Source organism: Pseudarthrobacter sp. TE3704 (assembly GCF_056279405.1).
In genome coordinates this window covers 1-18,085 of record NZ_JBWCCJ010000008.1, presented here as the reverse complement: position 1 = coordinate 18,085, position 18,085 = coordinate 1, and the positions used below count along the sequence as shown (strand labels likewise).

The window sequence follows — 18,085 nt, the reverse complement described above, 5'->3', positions numbered from 1 at the left end:
CAGATGCTGTCCAGGGCTCGGAGGCGGAACTGGTGCGGCAATTCGCGCAGACGCTGGGGGCGGACGTCGAGTGGACCATCGGGACTGAGCAGGTCCTGGCTGAGGAGCTCAAGCATGGCGGGCTGGACCTGGTGATCGGCGGCCTGGATGACAAGACGCCGTGGTCCACCCACGCCGGCCTGACCCGCCCCTACGCGGAATCCAGGGATGGGCGGGGATCCCTGCACAAGCACATCATGCTGGTTCCGATGGGCGAAAACGCGTTTCTGCTGGAGCTGGACACCTTCCTGAAGAGCGCGGCGGCCCAGGCATGAGCGCGCCCGGCAGCGGGACTGCCGTGCGGTTCGGCCACACGGAACTGCCGCAGGAACAGCAGGACGCCCTGCGCAAAGCCAAAAAATACGAATGGATCACCATTGGATTCCTGGCGGCCTCCACAGCCCTCGTGTTTGGGGTGCTCGGCAACTCCCAGGCAATGAAGGCCGCATGGGTGGAGGACGTCCTGTCCTTCCTGCCGCCCATCGCCTTCCTTTTCGCCACACGGGTCATCCGCAGACACCCCAGCGAGGACCACCCCTACGGCTACCACCGGGCTGTGGGCGTTGCGCATGTGGTGGCGGCGGTGGCCCTCACCGTCATGGGCACCTATCTCATCGTTGATTCCGCCATTGGGCTGTTGAGCGCCGAACATCCCACGATCGGCGGCTTCAACTTTTTTGGCCAGACCATCTGGCTTGGTTGGCTGATGATCACGGCAATGGTCCTCACGGCCGGGCCTCCCATCTGGCTGGGCCGGGTCAAGATGAAGCTTGCAGAGAAGCTGCACGACAAAGTGCTGTACGCCGACGCTGACATGAACAAGGCGGACTGGATGACCGCCCTTGCTGCTGCCGTGGGAGTGGCAGGCATTGGGATTGGCTGGTGGTGGGCGGACTATGCTGCAGCCTTGGTCATCTCTGCGAGCATCCTGCACGACGGCGTCCGGAACACCCGGGCAGCGGTCTCGGCCCTGATGGACAAACGCGCCATGACCTACGACGACGGCGCGCCCCACCCCCTCGGGCGGCAGCTGGACACCTACCTCCGCGGCCTCCCGTGGGCAGAGACGGCAAAGTCACGGATCCGCGACGAGGGGCACGTGTTCCACGTGGAGTCGTTCGTGGTCCCGGCGGCAGGGACCATGCCCACCCTGGACCAGATTGAGGCGGCACGCGAAGCCTGCGTGGCCATGGACTGGAAGGTCCAGGACATGGTGATTGTCCCGGTTGCCGAACTGCCCGCGGAATTCCTTCCCGGCCCCACGCCGGGCGGCGAACACTAGGACTGGCTGCCGGGTTCCCGGCGTGCCGCCTACTTGCCCTTCATGACATAGCGGCGCTCGGGACGTCCCACACCGTACTTGAGCCGGACATCCAGGGTGCCTTCATCGTGCAGGTACTCCAGGTAGCGGCGGGCACTGACGCGGGACGTGCCGAGTTCCTCTGCCAACTCGGCGGCCGAAAGGTCCCCGGGGGCTGCGCCCAGGGCGGCCTCCACCAGCTTCAGCGTCTCCACGCTGCAGCCCTTGGGCAGCGGCCGCTCGCTGCGGTCCAGGCCGAAGACCCGGTTGACGTCCGACTGCTCCGCAATGTCCTTGGACGCATCGAGGCTCTGGTAGGCGCTGCGGTAATGCTCCAGCCGCTCCTGCAGGTCCGATTGGGAGAAAGGCTTGATGAGGTAGTGGACGATGCCTCCCCGCAGCGCCTTCCGGACGGTCTCCACTTCGCGGGCAGCGCTGATCACCAGCACATCCAGTTCCGGGGCCACCTCACGCAGTTGCTGCATCAGGTCCAGGCCGTTAATGTCGGGCAGGTGAATGTCCAGCAGCACCAGGTCCGGCTGCAGCCGTTCGGTTTCGATCACCGCCTGGGCGCCGGTATGGGCCGCACCAACCACCTTGAAACCGGGCGTCCGCTGGATGAACCCGGCGTGGACCTTGGCCACCATGAAGTCGTCATCGACTATCAGGACCTTGATCATGCTTCTGCACCTCTTTTGAATCGGGCGGTAAAAACCGCCCCGTTGCTGTTGGCCACCGTCAGGTCGCCGCCCGACCGGCGGCAGACCACGCGGGAGAGGGCCAGGCCAAACCCGCGCCCGCCCTCCCGCCTGGAATCCTTGGTGGTGAATCCCTGCCGAAAAATGTCCTCCGCCTTGTCCGCCGGGACGCCGGGCCCGTTGTCACGGACGGTGACGGTAACCTGGCCGCCCGTGTCCTCCACAAGCACCCGGACGGAGGCCTGCCCAACCCCGGCAACGGCGTCGAACGCGTTGTCCACCAGGTTCCCCGCCACGGTGGCAAGGTCGCGCGAAAGCTCATCGTTGACCGGACGCAGCGATGATTCGGGATCCAGCTGGAGCGCCACGCCGCGTTCCGCCGCCAGGCTGGACTTGGCAATGAGCAGCGCGGCCAGCGCCGGGTCATGGATCCTGGCCGTGACCTCGTCACTGAGCCGGGTCCGGTCCACCGTTGCCCCGTTGACGAACTGCACCACCGAATCGTAGTCGCCGATCTGTATCAGGCCGGAGATGACATGCAGCTGGTTGGCGAACTCGTGTGCCTGTGCGCGGAGGGTGTCCGTGGCAGTGCGGGTGGCGCCGAGTTCCTTTTCCAGGGAGGACAGCTCGGTCCTGTCGCGCAGGGTGGTGACGGAGCCAATCCCGCGGCCGCGGGAACGGATGGGAACCCGGTTCAGCACCACCAGCCGCTCGCCCACCAGGACCAGCTGGTCAGGGTCCGGCTGGTCGCGGGTCAGCACCACTTTGAGTGCGGGATCCACGGGAAGTGATGCAAGCTTCTTGCCCACGCAGTCCGCCGGCAGGCCCAGGAGTTCCCGGGCGCTGTCGTTCGCCACGGTGATCCGCTCGTTCGGGTCGAGGGCCACCACGCCTTCCTTGAGCCCGTGCAGCATGGCCTCACGGTTTTCCACCAGGTTGGTAATCTCGCTGGGTTCCATGCCCAGGGTCTGCCGCTTGACGCGGCGGGACAGCAGGAGGGAGCCCGCGACACCCAGCACGCTTGCCACCCCCACGTACGTGAGCAGGTTGGGGACGGCATCGCCCAGCCGCTCCAGCGTGGTGGGATAGTTCCTGCTGACCGAGGCGATGCCGATCATTATCCCTGCGTCGTCCAGCACCGGCACGTGGGCGGACAGGAGGGCTGCGCCGCTCCCGGCCACCACTCCGGTCCAGGAGCGGCCGTCCATCACCCGGCTCTCCCCCAGTTCCAGGTGCTGGCCCAGGAGCCCGGGGTCGGACGAGGCCACCACCGTCCGGTCCAGCTTGGCCAGCGCCACCTGGGACGCCCCGGAGACTGTCCGGACGGACTCCGCCACTGCCGGGAGTGCTGCGCCCACCCGGGGTTCGGCGGCGGGAAGCAATTCACGGACCGCGGGGTTGTTGCCGAGCGCTTCGGCGGCGGACAGCGCACGGCGGCCTTCGACGCGCTCGAAGGCGGCCGCTGACTGGGCCAGGGAGATGGCGACGACGGCCACCAGGACTGCCAACACAATCAGCAACTGCAGCACGAGGTACTGCCCCGCGAGGGACATCCCTCTTCGTCGAGTCACGGTGGTTGGTCCTTAAGGTTCAGCAAACATGTCCGGCCGGGCCACTGGTTCTGCGGCCACCGGCGGAGGTACGGGAACTATACCGCAGGCGGAGCAGGTGCACGGCTGGCAGGGCCTTCCACCCCCGGAGGCGCCCGCCATGAGGGATTCCCGAAACGTGAACGCAATGAACTTAACTTTCTCTGCGTACATAAGAGTGACCGGTATCACGGCGGAACCTAGCATCGAAGCACAAGTCAGTCTTGCTGATCATTTTTCATGAGAAGAGGAACACCATGCGCCAGATCCGCGCATTGCGAATCGCCGCCGTCGCCGCCGGCATCGCCCTGATGGCCACCGGCTGCGGTGCCACCGGCAAAAGCTCCACTGGTTCGGAAAGCTCCGGCGCTGCCGCCGGGCCCATCTCCGGCCTCCAGATCATGGTCCCCAACACTCCGGGCGGCGGCTATGACACCACCGCCCGCGTGGCCGCCAAGGTCCTCGACGACGAGAAGGTTGCCACCAACACCGAAGTCTTCAACCTCGCCGGTGCCGGCGGGACCGTGGGCCTGGCCCGCATCGTGAACGAAAAGGGCAACGGCGACCTCACCATGCTCATGGGACTGGGCGTGGTGGGCGCGAGCTACACCAACAAGTCCGAGTCCAAGCTCACGGCCACCACTCCCCTGGCCCGGCTCATCGAAGAGCCCGGTGCCATCATGGTCAGCAAGGATTCGCCCTACAAGACCATCGATGACCTGGTTGCCGCCTGGAAGGCCGATCCCGGTTCCATCAGCGTCGGCGGCGGCTCCTCCCCGGGCGGCCCGGACCACCTGCTGCCCATGCAGCTCGCCGGTGCCCTGGGCATCGACGCCACCAAGGTGAACTTCGTTTCCTACGACGGCGGCGGGGACCTCCTCCCGGCCATCCTGGGCAACAAGGTGGGCTTCGCGGCCTCCGGTGCCGGTGAGTACCTCAAGCAGATCGAATCCGGCGAAGTCCGCGTCCTGGCCACCAGCGGCGAAGAGCGGCTGGAAGGCGTGGACGCCCCCACGCTGAAGGAATCCAACATCGACCTGGTCTTCACCAACTGGCGCGGCATCGTCGCCCCTCCGGGCATCAGCGACGAGGACAAGGCATCCCTGATCGCCGCCCTTGAGAAGATGCACGCCACCGAAGGGTGGAAGGAAGCATTGAAGACCAACAGCTGGACGGATGCCTTCATCACCGGCGACGAGTTCGAGACCTTCCTCGCCGAGCAGGACAAGCGGGTGGCGGACGTCCTCACGAAGCTTGGCTTGGCGTGAGCTCCTCCCCAACACTTGCCTCACGGCTGAAAGGCCGCGCCGAGCTGGGGGTTGCCCTCCTGCTCGGCGCGGCCGGCGCCCTGGTCATCCTGGACGCGGCCCGCATCTCCACCCCGTACTCCCAGTCTGATCCAGTAGGACCAAAGACCCTTCCGTTCATCGTGGGCGCCATGCTGCTGGTCTGCGCCGTCCTGCTGGCCGTCAACGTCCTTCGCGGCGGCCAGGGCGAGGCGGAAGGCGGCGAGGACGTGGACCTTACCCACCCCGCCGACTGGAAGACGGTCCTGCCCCTGGCAGGCGCCTTCATCCTTAACATCCTGCTCATCGACTGGGCCGGCTGGGTCATCTCCGGAACGGTACTGTTCTGGGGCAGCGTCCTGGCCCTGGGCAGCCGCCACTACATCCGTGACGGAATCATTTCCCTGGCCCTGGCCCTGCTCACCTTCTACGGCTTCTACCTCGGCCTCGGCATCGCACTGCCGGCCGGACTCCTGGAAGGAATCCTCTGATGGACGTCTGGTCCTCACTGATGGACGGTTTCGCCACCGCCCTGACCCCCATGAACTTTCTCTACGCCGTGATCGGCGTACTCCTGGGCACTGCCGTCGGCGTCCTTCCGGGCCTGGGCCCGGCCATGACCGTTGCCCTGCTGCTCCCGGTCACCTACGCCCTGGAACCCACCAGCGCCTTCATTATGTTCGCCGGCATCTACTACGGCGGCATGTACGGCGGCTCCACCACCTCGATCCTGCTCAACACACCGGGCGAGTCGTCGTCGGTGGTGACGGCGATCGAAGGCAACAAAATGGCCAAGGCGGGGCGTGCGGCACAGGCGCTTGCGACGGCGGCCATCGGCTCCTTCGTTGCCGGCACCATCGGTACCGCCCTCCTGGCAGTCTGCGCCCCGGTGGTGGTGGAATTCGCCGTCAGCCTGGGCGCGCCGAGCTACTTCTCGATCATGGTGCTGGCCCTGCTGGCCGTCACCGCGGTCCTCGGTTCCTCCCGCCTTCGCGGCTTCGCGTCGCTGGGCCTTGGCCTCGCCATCGGCCTGGTAGGCCTGGACGTGGTCACGGGCCAGGCCCGGCTCACCTTCGGCGTGCCGCTCCTGGCCGACGGCCTGGACATTGTGGTGGTGGCGGTGGCGATCTTCGCCGTCGGTGAAGCCCTCTGGGTGGCCGCGCACCTGCGCCGCAACCCCCTGCAGATTATTCCCGTGGGCCGCCCGTGGATGGGCAAGCAGGACTGGAAGCGGTCCTGGAAGCCCTGGCTCCGCGGGACCGCCTACGGCTTCCCCTTCGGTGCACTGCCCGCCGGCGGCGCCGAGATCCCCACGTTCCTCTCCTACGTCACCGAGAAACGCCTCAGCAAGCACCCCGAGGAGTTCGGCAAGGGCGCCATCGAGGGCGTGGCCGGTCCGGAAGCTGCCAACAACGCTGCAGCCGCCGGCACCCTGACCCCCATGCTGGCCCTGGGCCTGCCCACCAACGCCACCGCTGCGGTGATGCTCGCAGCGTTCACCAGCTACGGCATCCAGCCGGGACCCCAGCTCTTCTCGAGCCAGGGCCCCCTGGTGTGGGCGCTGATCGCCAGCCTCTTCATCGGCAACCTGCTGCTGCTGCTGATCAACCTGCCGCTGGCACCGATGTGGGCAAAGCTCCTGCAGATCCCCCGCCCGTACCTGTACGCCGGCATCCTGTTCTTCGCCACCCTGGGCGCCTACTCGGTGAACCTGCAGGCGTTTGACCTGGTGCTCCTGCTGGCGCTCGGCGCACTGGGCTTCATGATGCGGCGCTTCGGCCTTCCGGTCCTGCCGCTGATCCTCGGCGTCATCCTGGGCCCGCGCATCGAAAAGCAGCTCCGGCAGACGCTGCAGCTTAGCGCCGGTGACCCGGCCGGCCTGTTCAGCGAGCCGATCGCCGTCGTCATTTACATCATCGTGGCCATCATCCTGGTGTGGCCGTGGATCTTCAAACTCATCCGGCGCAACCGCCCGGCGTCCACCACCGCGATCCCCGCCAACTCCGGCGCAACCGTGCCGAGGGAGGCCGGCGGCAGCGTGAGCCACGGCAGCCACCGCGCCGACGGAATGGCCGACGGCGACGGCGACGGCTAGGACAACCTTCCCGGTCCGCCGCCCGCCCATCACTAACCGACATTCATCACAATTAAGGAGCGACCATGACCATTGTGGTGGGATACGTCCCGACACCCGAGGGCGAAGCAGCCCTGACCCAGGCCATCCACGAAGCCCGGAAGAGCAACACCCAACTGTTGGTCATCAACTCGTCCAAGGGCGACGCGCTGGTGGACAACCGCTACGCCCAGGATTCGGACATCCAAAGCATCGAGGACCGCCTGGCCACCCAGGGCATCGACCATGTGATCAAGCAGCCGGTCCGTGGCCACGATGCCGCCGCCGAGGTCCTGGACGCCGCTGAGGAGAACAACGCCGAGCTCATCGTGATCGGCCTGCGGCGCCGCACCCCGGTAGGCAAGCTCATCATGGGCAGCGTGTCACAGCGCATCCTGCTGGAGGCCGATTGCCCGGTCCTGGCGGTGAAGGCCGGCTAGTACGCCGGATCCTGCGCGGTACAGTTCCTGGCGCTGGCGGCCCAGCCCTTCCACCTCTACCTCCACCACATCGCCCGGCTGGAGGTAGGGGAAGCGGCCGCTCAGGGCCACCCCTTCCGGAGTCCCGGTGATGATGACATCACCGGGCTCCAGCCGCATGTACTGGCTGCAGTGGTGGACCAGGGTGGCAACGTCGAAAATGAGCTCGGATGTGGTGGAGTCCTGCCGTGGTTCGCCGTTGACCCAGCTGCGCAGCCGGAGGTTCCCGCCGTCGACGTCTTCCGAGGGGACAAGCCACGGGCCGAGGGGTGTTGACCCTGGCAGCGTTTTGCCCTTGGTCCACTGCCCGGCGGCCCCGGGCAGCTGGTACTCACGCTCCGAGAAGTCGTTCGCCGTGACGTACCCCGCGATGCAGGCAACCGCTTCATCTGTTGTCGCGAGGTAGCTGGCTTCCCGGCCGATGACGATGCCCAATTCCACCTCCCAGTCGTACTTGCTGGAGAGGGGCGGAACGGGGGCGGCGTCGTAGGGCCCGGCCACCGTGTTGCTGGGCTTGAGGAACACGACAGGGATCTCCGGCGGCGCAGAACCGGACTCCGCTGCGTGGGCCGCATAATTCATGCCGATGCCCACCACTGTTCCCGGCCGGGCCACGGGAGCTCCCACCCGCAGGTTTTCTGCGTTCTCGATGACGGAAAGGGTTCCGGCTGCCAGTGCTTCCCTTGCCCGGTCGAGGCCTCCTGATGCCAGGAAGGCGCCGTCCACATCCCGCGTCAGGGGCAGCAGGCTGAAGTACCGGGAGGAACCATCGCCGGCAGGAACCATCACGGCCGGCTGTTCATTCCCGGCTTCGCCCAGGCGCATGATTTTCATGGTGAATCTCCTTTGATCCGGGATGAGTGGGGGGACTGCTTCCTATCGTGGCGCGGCTGCAGCGCCGGCGGCAAAACGCACCGATTGTGACTGGAGCCAGGCTGCCGTGCACTCTTCTGTGCTTGCCCGTCCGGCGGCCGTAGGGCGCTGGGGATTCAGCAGTCATCTGACATCTCCGGTAGCAGCCGGTAGACTGGGTGGGCCCTCAGGCAGGAAACACAGAAAGTTCAGCACATGACTACAGCCACGTTGGAGCGCCGCCCTGACGCCGCGGACTCCGCAGAAGCACATGCGAGCCGGTCCATCGACCTGGAATTCTCCAGCGCCCGCGAAGTACACGCCGGCCTGGAAGAGGCCGTTGCAGAGCTGATCGAGGTGGCAGCGAAGAATGCAGCCTGCGGCATCCTGGTGACAAGGCTCCACCCGGGACGCTACACAGTAGCCCTGGACGAATCAGTACCGTTCGGGGAAACCTACGAGGCGTTCGCAGCCTGATTTTCCCATCGCGCTAAGCCAAAACGCACAAATCCCCGCCCTGCCTTTCGGCAGTGCGGGGATTTGTTGTATCTGCTGAAGCTCCTAGCCGCGGCGGACCTGGACGCCGTCGGACTTCAGGAAGAGCTGCTTTTCTGCCGGACCCGCCGGCACAAGCCACAGGACGTTTCCGCTCTGCGACACCTCTTCCACCTCCCCGGCCGCTACCACATGCGCATGCTTGATGATCTCGACATGGTCACCAACCGAAAGGCTCTTCCAGTTGGATACCACAGCGGAATGGGCATTGCGCCTCGATAAGACTGCCCCACGTGCTTTCATTTGAACTTCTACCCCTTTGTATACGTTCTGCGCCACAGCCTCGTTGATGTGACTTTCACTACACCTTCAGTTCTACTACACTCTTCCGCCCATGGTTGACCGTGTCGGCGAAAATTCCGCCCCTTGGACAGGAGCTATTCGCATACTGAAGATTCTTCGGTGTCAGGCAAGCGAACCGACTGCTGATTCGGCCGCCCTCCGCACCTCCCCGGAGGCCACCAGCCGGTCCGCCGCTTCCAGCTCCGGCGAGAGGAAGCGGTCCGTTCCCGGCCCCTCGACGACGTCACGCAGGGCAGCGACGACGGCGGAGCCCGCGGGGCCCGGCGTCAGGACGCCGCCGGACAGCTGGCTCCGGATGTCCAGGGCCCGGGCCGAGGTAACCAGTTCGATGGCCAGGACTCGGCGGAGGTTTTCGACGGCCTTGCGCAGCTTCCGGGCTGCATGCCAGCCCATGGACACGTGGTCTTCCTGCATGGCCGAGCTGGGGATGGAGTCCACGGATGCGGGGACCGCGAGCCGTTTGTTGTCGGACACCAGGCCCGCCTGGGTGTACTGGGCGATCATGAGCCCGGAGTCCACGCCGGGATCAGCCGCGAGGAAAGCGGGGAGGCCGTGCGAGCGGGCAGGATCCAGCATCCGGTCCGTCCGGCGCTCCGCGATGGAACTCAGGTCCGCGACGGCGATGGCCAGGAAGTCCAGCACGTAAGCCACGGGGGCGCCATGGAAGTTCCCATTGGAGCTGACCCGGCCATCCGGCAGCACCACGGGATTGTCGATGGCCGCGGCCAGCTCGCGCGACGCCACCAGTTCAGCATGGTCGACGGTGTCCCGGACGGCGCCGGCCACCTGCGGTGCGCAGCGGAGAGAATAGGCGTCCTGGACGCGTGAATCGCCCACCCGGTGGGAGGCAACGATGGGCGAGTTGGACAGGACGCGGAGCATGTTGTCCGCGCTGGCGGCCTGGCCGGGGTGCGGGCGCAGCGCGGCATGGAGCTCCGGCAGGAACACCTGGTCGGTGCCCAGCAGCGCCTCGACACTGAGCGCCGCGGTGATGTCCGCCGTCGTCAGCAGCCGGCGAAGGTCAGCGATGGCCATCAGGAGCATGCCCAGCATGCCCTCGGTGCCGTTGACCAGGGCCAGGCCTTCCTTTTCGGCGAGGGTGACCGGCTCGATGCCGTTATCGGCGAGCAGCTCCGCGACGGTGCGCTGCCCGGCGGCGCCAACCAGTTCGCCGTCGGGCCCTTCCGCCTGCCCTTCGCCCATGAGCACCAGGGCACAGTGGGACAGCGGGGCGAGGTCGCCGGAGCAGCCGAGCGAGCCGAACTCGCGGACCACAGGCGTGATGCCGGCGTTCAGCACATCCACCATCGTCTGCAGGACCACGGGGCGGACGCCGGTGCGGCCGGACGCCAGGGTTTTGGCGCGCAGGAACATGATGCCGCGGACAACTTCGCGTTCCACGGCCGGGCCCATGCCGGCCGCATGGCTGCGGATGAGGGACTTCTGCAGCTGGGTGCGAAGCTCGTTGGGGATGTGGCGGTTGGCCAGTGCACCGAAACCCGTGGAGATGCCATAGGCGGGGGTCTCGCTGTGGGCCAGCTCGTCAATGTGGGCGCGGACCTTGGCCACTGTGTCCAAGGCGTCCTGGGAGATGGTCACCGTGGCGTTGTGGCGCGCGACGGCGACAACATCCTCAGGCGTGACGCCGCTGGAGCCAAGGGTGACGGTCAGCGGTTCGTGGGTTATCAATGTCATGATTCCTACTTTTTGTGGTGTGCGGGGATCGATTGCTCCGTAACTGTCGTTTTCGGGGCTCTAAACGACAGTTACGGAGCAGTCGATGGACTAGTTGGTCCCTGAAGACTCGTTCATTGGGATGCGGACGCCGCGTTCCTGGGCGACGTCGAGGGCGCGTTCGTAGCCGGCGTCGGCGTGGCGGATGACGCCCATGCCGGGGTCGTTGGTGAGGAGGCGTTCGAGCTTTTCGGCGGCGAGGTCCGTGCCGTCGGCGACGGAAACCTGGCCGGCGTGGATGGAGCGGCCGATGCCAACGCCGCCGCCGTGGTGCAGCGACACCCAGGTGGCGCCGGAAGCGGTGTTGAGCAGGGCGTTGAGCATGGGCCAGTCGGCGATCGCGTCGGAGCCGTCGGCCATGGCCTCGGTTTCGCGGTAGGGGGAGGCGACGGAGCCGGAGTCCAGGTGGTCGCGGCCGATCACGATGGGCGCCTTGACCTTGCCTTCCTTTACGAGCCGGTTGAACAGCAGCCCGGCTTTGGCGCGCTCGCCGTAGCCCAGCCAGCAGATCCGTGCCGGCAGTCCTTCAAATTCGACCCGTTCCTGGGCGGCGTCGATCCAGCGATGCAGGTGCTTGTTCTCGGGGAAGAGTTCCTTGATGGCCTCGTCGGTGACGCGGATGTCTTCGGGGTCTCCGGAGAGCGCCACCCAGCGGAACGGGCCCAGCCCCTCGCAGAACAGCGGGCGGATGTAGGCGGGGACGAAGCCCGGGAACTCGAACGCGCGGGTGTAGCCGCCCTTGCGGGCCTCGTCCCGGATGGAGTTGCCGTAGTCGAAAACTTCGGCGCCGGCGTCCTGGAATTCGACCATGGCCTGAACGTGGCGTGCCATGGAGGCCTGCGCCTTCTTGGTGAAGCCTTCCGGGTCAGCTTCGGCTTCGCGGTGCCACTCGTCGACCGAGATGCCTTCGGGGAGGTAGCTCAGCGGATCGTGGGCGGAGGTCTGGTCGGTGACGATGTCCACGGTGAACTCGCCGGCTTTGTGGCGCCGCAGGATCTCCGGGAAAACTTCCGCTGCGTTTCCCACGTAGCCCACGGACCAGCCGCGGCGCTCTTCCTTGGCCTTGAGTACCTTGGCGATGGCGGCGTCGAGGTCGGTTTCCACCTCGTCCAGGTACCGCTTGCCGGCACGGCGGCGCAGGCGGGTCTCGTCGACGTCGACGATGAGGCAGGCGCCCTCGTTCAGCGTGACGGCGAGCGGCTGCGCGCCGCCCATGCCGCCGCAGCCGCCGGTCAGGGTGAGGGTGCCCGCGAGGGTGCCGTCCTCGTCTTTGGTGAGCTTGCGGGCGATCGCCGCGAACGTCTCGAAGGTGCCCTGCAGGATGCCCTGGGTGCCGATGTAGATCCAGGACCCGGCCGTCATCTGGCCGTACATCATCAGGCCCTCGGCCTCGAGCCGGCGGAACTCAGGCCAGTTGGCCCAGTCGCCCACCAGGTTGGAGTTGGCCAGGAGCACCCGGGGTGCCCATTCGTTGGTGCGGAAGACACCCACCGGCTTGCCGGACTGGACCAGGAGGGTCTCGTCCTTCTCCATGGTTTCGAGGGTGCGGGTGATGGCGTCGAACGCTGCCCAGGAGCGCACGGCCCGGCCGGTGCCGCCGTAGACTACCAGGTCGTCCGGACGCTCGGCCACCTCGGGGTCCAGGTTGTTCATGAGCATGCGCAGCGGCGCTTCGGTCTGCCAGCTCTTGGCGGTGAGCTCGGTGCCGCGGGCTGCTTTGACCGGGCGGGCACCGGTGGTGAAATCGGCGGGTGCCATGGTGGCTCCTTTTCATTGTGCGTCTGTGATCGTGGAAGAAGTTCTGTATCAACTAAAGCCCGTTACGAAGAGGCTTTATAGGGGTTTTGGGTGGGCGCTGTCCGGCATTCCAGACAAGCCCGGCTGGCCGAGTTGCTCCATCACTTGAGGCTCCCATTCCGGGGTTTTAGCAGCCGTAAGTGATGGAGCAACGAGGGTTATTTGACCGGTCGGCCGTGGATGCGGACCGAGAGTTCGTCTGCGACCTTTTGGACACGCGCCGCCAGGACGGGCCACTCTTCCGGCTGCAGTTTGTCCTCAAGGAATGTGACCGCCACGGCAGCGGTGGGCCAGCCAAGATGGTCGGTCACGGCGGCGGCGATGGAGCCGAAGCCGGGGGTCACCTCGCCGTGTTCCGTGGCGTATCCGCGCTGCCGGACCTGGTCCAGGTGCGAGGACAAGGCGGAGTACTTCATGATGGGCGACTCGGTCTCGTGCCGGGCCGTAAACGCGGCTGCATTCGGGTACAGCGCGCGGACTTGGGACTTTGGCAGGGCGGCAAGGATGGCCCGCCCGCTGGCGGTGAGGTGGCTGGGGAGCCGGACGCCGACGTCGGTCACCAGCGACGGGCGGTTCTTGGCCCGCTCCTCGACAATGTAGAGGACATCCCGCCCGTGCAGAACGGCCAGGTGCGCGCTCTCCCCCAGCGCATCCACGAGGGACGCAAGAAGAGGGCGGCCCAGCCGCGACAACGGTTCCTGCCTCGAATACGCGGAACTGAGCTCAAAGGCGCTGATCCCCAGACCGTACCGCTGTTCCTCATGAAGGTGGAGCACAAACCCGTTCGCCTCCATCACTCCCAGCAGGTGGTACACACTGGACCGAGGGAGGCCCAGTGACGAAGCAATTTGCGAGGCTGCCATGGGTCCGCGGCGGGAGGCCAGCAGTTTGAGGATGCGCAGGGTGTTTTCCGCAGCAGGAACCTTGGACGCCACCTTTGATGTGCTGCCGGCCACCGGCCTCGCTTCCGTAACTAACACCGGAACTCCTCCATTTCTCATGTGCGGCCCCGACGCTATCCGGGATCCCGTACTTAAGCTTGCGCCCCTCGTTGCCCCGGAAGCACTACGTAAGCCTAGGCACTGTCTGGGATACCAGATAGCGCCGAGACCTCTGACGGCACCCTCAGGACCGGCCCCGGCGCCTTGACTGGGTCAGAGCGCGGGATTTCTGACGTTATGAAACCCCGACCACTGCCTTGCCCCGGCTCTGCCCCTCGTGCAGGTATCTGACAGCGGCCGGAGCTTCCTCAAGGGGGAAGACCTTGTCGACGGCAGGCTTCACGCTGCCTGCTTCAATGAGAGATGACAGTGCCTCCAGATCCAGGTATGTCTCCTTTGAGACAAGCCCCTTGAATTTCTGCCGGGAGACGAGCGAAGCAAAGGGCGCTGCGAGCGACCGCTCAAAGCCGCCGGTCAGCTTGCCGCCCCCTTCGCCTCCGACGATCACCAGCGTTCCCTGTGGCCCGAGCACCCGCCGGAGGACGGACAGTGGCCGGTTGCCGGCGGTATCCAGGATGACGTCGAACAGCTTTCCGCCACTAGTGATATCAGAATTCCTGTAGTCAATAACTGCATCGGCCCCGAGGGACCGGACGAGGTCCATCTTGCCGGTACTGCAGACCCCGGTGACCTCCGCCCCGAAGGCCTTGGCCAGTTGCACGGCGAAGGAGCCCACTCCCCCGCCCGCCCCAATGACCAGCACCTTTTGCCCAACGGTGACCTCGCCGGCGTCGCGGACAGCCTGAAGGGCCGTAACACCGGAAATAGGAGCCGCCGCCGCCTCCTCGAACGAGAGGTTCACGGGCTTCCGCGCCAGCTTGTCCTCCCGCGCGCAGACGTATTCCGCAAAGGACCCCTCGCAGGTTCCATAGACCTCGTCGCCCACCTGGAAACGGTCAACATCGGCTCCCACAGACTCCACAACGCCGGCCACCTCCCGGCCCCGCACAGGCGTCTTGGGCTTCCTCAATCCATAACCGAAGAGCCTGATCAGATAGGGCAGCCCCGTCATCAGGTGCCAGACCCCTTGGTCGACGCCGGCGGCCCGCACCCGGATAAGGACCTCACCATCACCCGGCACAGGCCGTGCGATCTCACGCAACTGAAGCACGTCCGCCGCTCCGTAAACGTCCTGCACGATAGCTTTCATGGCTGATCTCCTTCTGGCTGCTGGTACTGGAACACGTCCTCAAGCGAAACGCCGAGCACATGGGCGATCTGGAAGGCCATCTCCAGCGACGGTGAATACCGGCCCTGTTCGATGGCGATGACTGTCTGGCGGGTGACCCCCACCCGCGCGGCGAGTTCCGCCTGGGTCATCCCGCCCCGCTCGAACCGGAGCTGGCGGATTGAGTTGGTGACGCGGGTCGGCTTCACCACGGCTGGAACCTCCGGCGGTAGGTCACCGTCTTCGCCACAGAGGCCAGGACGGTGTACGGAACCAGTGCCAGGGGCGTAGTGCGTACCAAACCCGCTCCTGCGGCGACTGGTGAGGTGAAGCAAAGCCGACATCGCCAACGTATGGAAATGCCAACATGGTGTCAATGGTTTTTACACCGAAACGATCCGAGAGGTAGCGGAGAAAGCTCCGCTATAGCACGGCACAACGGGGCTAAGATCAGGGATGGTTCCCCTCTCCAACCTGCTGGCGTTTTCGTTGGCTTCAGTGGTGCTGATCGCCGTGCCGGGGCCAAGCGTCCTGTTCGTGATCGGCCGCTCGCTGGCTCTCGGCTGGAAGGGCGGAGTCCTCACCGTCCTGGGCAATGCGACCGGCCAACTGGTCCAGGTGGCAGGAGTGGCCCTGGGCCTGGGCATTGTGGTGGCACAATCCGTGATCCTCTTCAGCGTGGTGAAGCTTGCCGGTGCCGCTTACCTCGTTTACCTCGGAATCCAAGCCATCAGGCACCGCCACAGCCGCATCGAGGCCGAAAACCAACAAGCCCGCTCCACGCCCTGGCGGCTGGTGGGAGAGGGCGCAGTGGTTGGAGCCACCAACCCGAAGTCCGTCGTTTTCTTTGTTGCCGTGCTGCCGCAGTTCGTGGACTACGCGTCGGGTGCCATCCCGTTCCAGCTGGGACTGCTCGGTTCGGTGTTCCTGGTGATCGCACTGGTCTCGGACAGCATGTGGGCCATCGCCGCAGGGACGGCCAGGCAATGGTTTGCCCGCTCGCCCCGGCGGGTTTCAATGGTGGAGGCAACCGGCGGAGCCCTGATGATTGGACTTGGCGGCACCCTGGCCCTCACCGGCAGCAAGTCCTGAGAACCAGCCCTCAGGGCCGAGCCCATGGCAGTGCCGGCGAACCCCCAAACAAAAAGTGCCCGGCCCCACCAGGGACCGGGCACTTTCCATGAAAACTAGGCAGAAGCCGCGGCGGAGCGGACCGCTTCGGCGAGCGACGTTGCCGGGCGGCCGATCAGCGTCCGCAGGTCGCCTGTGCTGACCAGAAGATCACCCCTGGCAATACCCAGATCCGAATCAGCCAGGATCTCCGCAAAGGTCCCGGGAACACCAACACCCTTCAGCATTCCGGCGTAGTCCTCGGCGGGCAGGTTGTTGTAGCTGATGTCCTTGCCGGTCGCTGCGGTAATTTCGGCCGCGAGGTCCGCCATCGTGAATGCCTCGTCGCCACCCAACTCGTACACCTTGCCGGCCTGGCCCTCAGCTACCAGCACCGCCGCGGCGGCGTGCGCATAGTCGACCCGCGCCGCACCGCTGACCCTGCCGTCTCCGGCACTGCCCGCAAGCGCACCCTGCGCCAGGGTTCCGGGCAGCTGCTCGGTGTAGTTTTCCAGGTACCAGCCGTTGCGCAGCAGAACGAAGGGGACGCCGGATTCGCGGAGGATGGCTTCGGTCTCCTTGTGCTCGGCCGCCAGCTTCATGCCGGTGGTGTCGGCGTTGGCAATGCTGGTGTAGGCCAGCAGCTCGACGCCTTCAGCCTTGGCAGCCTCGATGACAGTACGGTGCTGCTCCACCCGCTGGCCCACCTCGCTGCCGGAGATGAGCAGCACGCGGCGGGCATCCTGGAGGGCAGCAGCCACGGAGGTGGCGTCGGCATAGTCGATGGCGCGGACATCAACGCCCTGCGCGGCGAAATCCGCCAGTTTCTCGATGGAACGTCCGGTGGCCACAATGTCCCCTGCAGGAACGCTGCGCTCCAGCAGGGCCTCGACGACGTGGCGGCCGAGTTGTCCGGTGGCTCCTGTTACAACGATGCTCACGATGAATCCTTTCGGGAAGTACTGGGTTGTCGAAAGGCACAACCAGCGCCCTGACGGATTACTTCCCGAAAGAGAGTACGCACTTTGAAGTAAGGTACTGACCTCGCGGTAAGGTGGATGCATGGAAGCAACAACGCGTCCGCTCCCCCTGCCCATGAGCTTTGCCGACGGCGTCTTCCCGGCCGGGTGCCCCAGCCGGACACTGCTGGACCACATCACCAGCAAGTGGGGCGTGCTGATCCTGCTGTCCCTGTCCGAAGGTGAGCAGCGGTGGAGCGAATTACGACGGCGGGCCGAGGGCATCAGCGAAAAGATGCTCGCCCAGACGCTGAAGACGCTTGAACGGGACGGCCTGGTCAGCAGGAACGCCCAGCCGGTCATACCTCCGCGGGTGGATTACAGCCTGACCGATAAGGGCTATGAGCTGAGCGGCCTGCTTGTTCCGCTGGTGGGCTGGGCGTTCGATAACGCCGACGAAATCGTCAACGGCAAGCGCTGACCACCGCCCGGGTCGACCGCCGGGCAAGCCCCCGGCGCGAAAGCAAGTAGTGCCGATTTTTAATCTGAGTACTTGTTACTGGTGTGACTGATGTGAATAGTGAATAGCTTTGGCGTACGGTGCCAGCCGGAATTGGAGGGCCGTCCTCGCGCTGGGAGCGTTCCGGTTACCTGCACCGACAGTGTGCGGCTCACTGCCGCCGCAAGGAGTTGGTACGCATGGTGAAAGCATTTGTCCAGGACCTGTCGAGCATGGGTAAACCGGTGAGTCTGGCCTCGGTCGCGGCGCAGACGTGGAGCCGCATTGCGAGGCCCTTCGCCCCGCGGTCCCCCTACAGGATTGGTGACGCCGTGGTGGCGGACGATCCCTTCAAGGGCCGCCGCGAGGGAGTGGTGGTGTTCCTGCAGGGCTTGTCCGCGGGCGTGGATACCGCCGAGGGCGTTTTCTTCTACGACCACCGGCAACTCAAGAAGCTGGACTAGCCGCTGAAGGCGGCCAGTCCAGCTGTCGGCTTGCCGAGGAGTGCCTAATACGAAAGTAGGGTGGGTTAGGCTGCGGTGGCTGGTGTGATGGTGACGTCGAAGCCGAGGCTGTTGAGTTTTTTGATGGCGTTGTTTTTGG

Annotated in this window: 20 protein-coding genes; 10 read left to right on the top strand and 10 right to left on the bottom strand. The window is 65.8% G+C overall.

The window, feature by feature from the left end:
• Positions 1–32: 32 nt before the first annotated feature.
• Positions 33–314 carry a hypothetical protein gene (locus ACZ9BC_RS18880; RefSeq protein ID WP_476247283.1) on the top strand — a complete coding sequence of 94 codons (282 nt, stop codon included), beginning with the start codon at positions 33–35 and terminating at the stop codon, positions 312–314.
• On the top strand, positions 311–1,321 hold the full coding sequence (locus ACZ9BC_RS18875; RefSeq protein WP_476247282.1) for a cation efflux transmembrane domain-containing protein: 1,011 nt from the start codon (positions 311–313) through the stop codon (positions 1,319–1,321). Before ACZ9BC_RS18880 ends, ACZ9BC_RS18875 begins: the two co-directional genes overlap by 4 nt.
• A gap of 29 nt (positions 1,322–1,350) precedes the next feature.
• On the opposite strand, the gene ACZ9BC_RS18870 is transcribed toward ACZ9BC_RS18875, so the two are convergent.
• Both ACZ9BC_RS18870 and ACZ9BC_RS18865 read right to left on the bottom strand, forming a co-directional pair.
• Positions 1,351–2,019 carry a response regulator gene (locus tag ACZ9BC_RS18870; protein ID WP_275730668.1) on the bottom strand — a complete coding sequence of 223 codons (669 nt, stop codon included), beginning with the start codon at positions 2,017–2,019 and terminating at the stop codon, positions 1,351–1,353.
• Positions 2,016–3,590, bottom strand: a complete 1,575-nt coding sequence (locus ACZ9BC_RS18865) for a sensor histidine kinase (protein ID WP_476247452.1) — start codon at positions 3,588–3,590, stop codon at positions 2,016–2,018. The genes ACZ9BC_RS18870 and ACZ9BC_RS18865 overlap by 4 nt, the downstream gene beginning before the upstream one ends.
• A 293-nt stretch (positions 3,591–3,883) precedes the next feature.
• Here ACZ9BC_RS18865 and ACZ9BC_RS18860 point away from each other — a divergent pair, with 293 nt between their 5' ends.
• The 4 genes from ACZ9BC_RS18860 (at position 3,884) to ACZ9BC_RS18845 (ending at position 7,465) form a co-directional block, all read left to right on the top strand.
• Entirely contained in the window at positions 3,884–4,894 is a 1,011-nt protein-coding gene (locus tag ACZ9BC_RS18860) for a Bug family tripartite tricarboxylate transporter substrate binding protein (RefSeq protein WP_476247281.1), read from the top strand.
• Positions 4,891–5,403 (top strand): tripartite tricarboxylate transporter TctB family protein, encoded by a 513-nt coding sequence (locus ACZ9BC_RS18855; RefSeq protein ID WP_476247280.1) that lies wholly within the window; start codon positions 4,891–4,893, stop codon positions 5,401–5,403. The genes ACZ9BC_RS18860 and ACZ9BC_RS18855 overlap by 4 nt, the downstream gene beginning before the upstream one ends.
• Complete coding sequence (locus ACZ9BC_RS18850; RefSeq protein ID WP_476247279.1) at positions 5,403–7,007, top strand: tripartite tricarboxylate transporter permease; 1,605 nt, start codon at positions 5,403–5,405, stop codon at positions 7,005–7,007. Before ACZ9BC_RS18855 ends, ACZ9BC_RS18850 begins: the two co-directional genes overlap by 1 nt.
• A gap of 65 nt (positions 7,008–7,072) precedes the next feature.
• Positions 7,073–7,465 carry a universal stress protein gene (locus tag ACZ9BC_RS18845; protein ID WP_275730675.1) on the top strand — a complete coding sequence of 131 codons (393 nt, stop codon included), beginning with the start codon at positions 7,073–7,075 and terminating at the stop codon, positions 7,463–7,465.
• Here ACZ9BC_RS18845 and ACZ9BC_RS18840 read toward each other — a convergent pair.
• Positions 7,409–8,338 carry a fumarylacetoacetate hydrolase family protein gene (locus ACZ9BC_RS18840; RefSeq protein WP_476247278.1) on the bottom strand — a complete coding sequence of 310 codons (930 nt, stop codon included), beginning with the start codon at positions 8,336–8,338 and terminating at the stop codon, positions 7,409–7,411. The genes ACZ9BC_RS18845 and ACZ9BC_RS18840 overlap by 57 nt on opposite strands.
• A 234-nt stretch (positions 8,339–8,572) precedes the next feature.
• On the opposite strand from ACZ9BC_RS18840, the gene ACZ9BC_RS18835 reads away from it, so the two are divergent.
• A complete protein-coding gene (locus ACZ9BC_RS18835; protein ID WP_476247277.1) occupies positions 8,573–8,833 on the top strand; it encodes a hypothetical protein in 261 nt (86 codons plus the stop codon).
• 84 nt (positions 8,834–8,917) lie between these two features.
• Here the strand turns inward: ACZ9BC_RS18835 and ACZ9BC_RS18830 are convergent, their stop codons facing one another.
• The 6 genes from ACZ9BC_RS18830 to ACZ9BC_RS18805 form a co-directional block, all read right to left on the bottom strand.
• Entirely contained in the window at positions 8,918–9,154 is a 237-nt protein-coding gene (locus ACZ9BC_RS18830; protein ID WP_079598373.1) for a hypothetical protein, read from the bottom strand.
• A gap of 162 nt (positions 9,155–9,316) precedes the next feature.
• The gene (gene hutH, locus ACZ9BC_RS18825) at positions 9,317–10,909 is read right to left on the bottom strand and encodes a histidine ammonia-lyase (RefSeq protein WP_476247276.1); all 1,593 of its coding nucleotides are present in this window, start codon (positions 10,907–10,909) and stop codon (positions 9,317–9,319) included.
• Positions 10,910–10,999: 90 nt separating this feature from the next.
• A complete protein-coding gene (locus ACZ9BC_RS18820; RefSeq protein WP_476247275.1) occupies positions 11,000–12,706 on the bottom strand; it encodes a urocanate hydratase in 1,707 nt (568 codons plus the stop codon).
• A gap of 197 nt (positions 12,707–12,903) precedes the next feature.
• Positions 12,904–13,746, bottom strand: a complete 843-nt coding sequence (locus ACZ9BC_RS18815; RefSeq protein ID WP_476247274.1) for an IclR family transcriptional regulator — start codon at positions 13,744–13,746, stop codon at positions 12,904–12,906.
• A 175-nt stretch (positions 13,747–13,921) separates the two neighbouring features.
• On the bottom strand, positions 13,922–14,896 hold the full coding sequence (locus tag ACZ9BC_RS18810; RefSeq protein ID WP_476247273.1) for an NAD(P)-dependent alcohol dehydrogenase: 975 nt from the start codon (positions 14,894–14,896) through the stop codon (positions 13,922–13,924).
• The gene (locus ACZ9BC_RS18805; RefSeq protein WP_476247272.1) at positions 14,893–15,126 is read right to left on the bottom strand and encodes a helix-turn-helix transcriptional regulator; all 234 of its coding nucleotides are present in this window, start codon (positions 15,124–15,126) and stop codon (positions 14,893–14,895) included. The genes ACZ9BC_RS18810 and ACZ9BC_RS18805 overlap by 4 nt, the downstream gene beginning before the upstream one ends.
• A gap of 244 nt (positions 15,127–15,370) precedes the next feature.
• Here ACZ9BC_RS18805 and ACZ9BC_RS18800 point away from each other — a divergent pair, with 244 nt between their 5' ends.
• Positions 15,371–16,006, top strand: coding sequence for a LysE family translocator (locus tag ACZ9BC_RS18800; protein ID WP_476247271.1), 636 nt, complete (start codon positions 15,371–15,373; stop codon positions 16,004–16,006).
• A 95-nt stretch (positions 16,007–16,101) separates the two neighbouring features.
• Here ACZ9BC_RS18800 and ACZ9BC_RS18795 read toward each other — a convergent pair whose 3' ends face one another.
• Positions 16,102–16,965, bottom strand: coding sequence for an SDR family oxidoreductase (locus tag ACZ9BC_RS18795; protein WP_476247270.1), 864 nt, complete (start codon positions 16,963–16,965; stop codon positions 16,102–16,104).
• A 121-nt stretch (positions 16,966–17,086) separates the two neighbouring features.
• On the opposite strand from ACZ9BC_RS18795, the gene ACZ9BC_RS18790 reads away from it, so the two are divergent.
• Together ACZ9BC_RS18790 and ACZ9BC_RS18785 are read left to right on the top strand one after the other, a co-directional pair.
• A complete protein-coding gene (locus ACZ9BC_RS18790; protein ID WP_476247269.1) occupies positions 17,087–17,464 on the top strand; it encodes a winged helix-turn-helix transcriptional regulator in 378 nt (125 codons plus the stop codon).
• Positions 17,465–17,682: 218 nt separating this feature from the next.
• Positions 17,683–17,946: a hypothetical protein gene (locus tag ACZ9BC_RS18785; protein WP_476247268.1), complete on the top strand. Its 264-nt coding sequence runs from the start codon at positions 17,683–17,685 to the stop codon at positions 17,944–17,946.
• The last annotated feature ends 139 nt before the right edge of the window (positions 17,947–18,085 follow it).

What these genes read in the sequence shown, in the direction of transcription:
- ACZ9BC_RS18875 (WP_476247282.1), top strand. Translation starts at nt 311, where the DNA reads ATGAGCGCGCCCGGCAGCGGGACTGCCGTGCGGTTCGGCCACACGGAA.
- ACZ9BC_RS18870 (WP_275730668.1), bottom strand. Translation starts at nt 2,019, where the DNA reads ATGATCAAGGTCCTGATAGTCGATGACGACTTCATGGTGGCCAAGGTC.
- ACZ9BC_RS18865 (WP_476247452.1), bottom strand. Translation starts at nt 3,590, where the DNA reads ATGTCCCTCGCGGGGCAGTACCTCGTGCTGCAGTTGCTGATTGTGTTG.
- ACZ9BC_RS18860 (WP_476247281.1), top strand. Translation starts at nt 3,884, where the DNA reads ATGCGCCAGATCCGCGCATTGCGAATCGCCGCCGTCGCCGCCGGCATC.
- ACZ9BC_RS18850 (WP_476247279.1), top strand. Translation starts at nt 5,403, where the DNA reads ATGGACGTCTGGTCCTCACTGATGGACGGTTTCGCCACCGCCCTGACC.
- ACZ9BC_RS18845 (WP_275730675.1), top strand. Translation starts at nt 7,073, where the DNA reads ATGACCATTGTGGTGGGATACGTCCCGACACCCGAGGGCGAAGCAGCC.
- ACZ9BC_RS18840 (WP_476247278.1), bottom strand. Translation starts at nt 8,338, where the DNA reads ATGAAAATCATGCGCCTGGGCGAAGCCGGGAATGAACAGCCGGCCGTG.
- ACZ9BC_RS18835 (WP_476247277.1), top strand. Translation starts at nt 8,573, where the DNA reads ATGACTACAGCCACGTTGGAGCGCCGCCCTGACGCCGCGGACTCCGCA.
- ACZ9BC_RS18830 (WP_079598373.1), bottom strand. Translation starts at nt 9,154, where the DNA reads ATGAAAGCACGTGGGGCAGTCTTATCGAGGCGCAATGCCCATTCCGCT.
- hutH (WP_476247276.1), bottom strand. Translation starts at nt 10,909, where the DNA reads ATGACATTGATAACCCACGAACCGCTGACCGTCACCCTTGGCTCCAGC.
- ACZ9BC_RS18820 (WP_476247275.1), bottom strand. Translation starts at nt 12,706, where the DNA reads ATGGCACCCGCCGATTTCACCACCGGTGCCCGCCCGGTCAAAGCAGCC.
- ACZ9BC_RS18815 (WP_476247274.1), bottom strand. Translation starts at nt 13,746, where the DNA reads ATGAGAAATGGAGGAGTTCCGGTGTTAGTTACGGAAGCGAGGCCGGTG.
- ACZ9BC_RS18810 (WP_476247273.1), bottom strand. Translation starts at nt 14,896, where the DNA reads ATGAAAGCTATCGTGCAGGACGTTTACGGAGCGGCGGACGTGCTTCAG.
- ACZ9BC_RS18800 (WP_476247271.1), top strand. Translation starts at nt 15,371, where the DNA reads ATGGTTCCCCTCTCCAACCTGCTGGCGTTTTCGTTGGCTTCAGTGGTG.
- ACZ9BC_RS18790 (WP_476247269.1), top strand. Translation starts at nt 17,087, where the DNA reads ATGGAAGCAACAACGCGTCCGCTCCCCCTGCCCATGAGCTTTGCCGAC.
- ACZ9BC_RS18785 (WP_476247268.1), top strand. Translation starts at nt 17,683, where the DNA reads ATGGTGAAAGCATTTGTCCAGGACCTGTCGAGCATGGGTAAACCGGTG.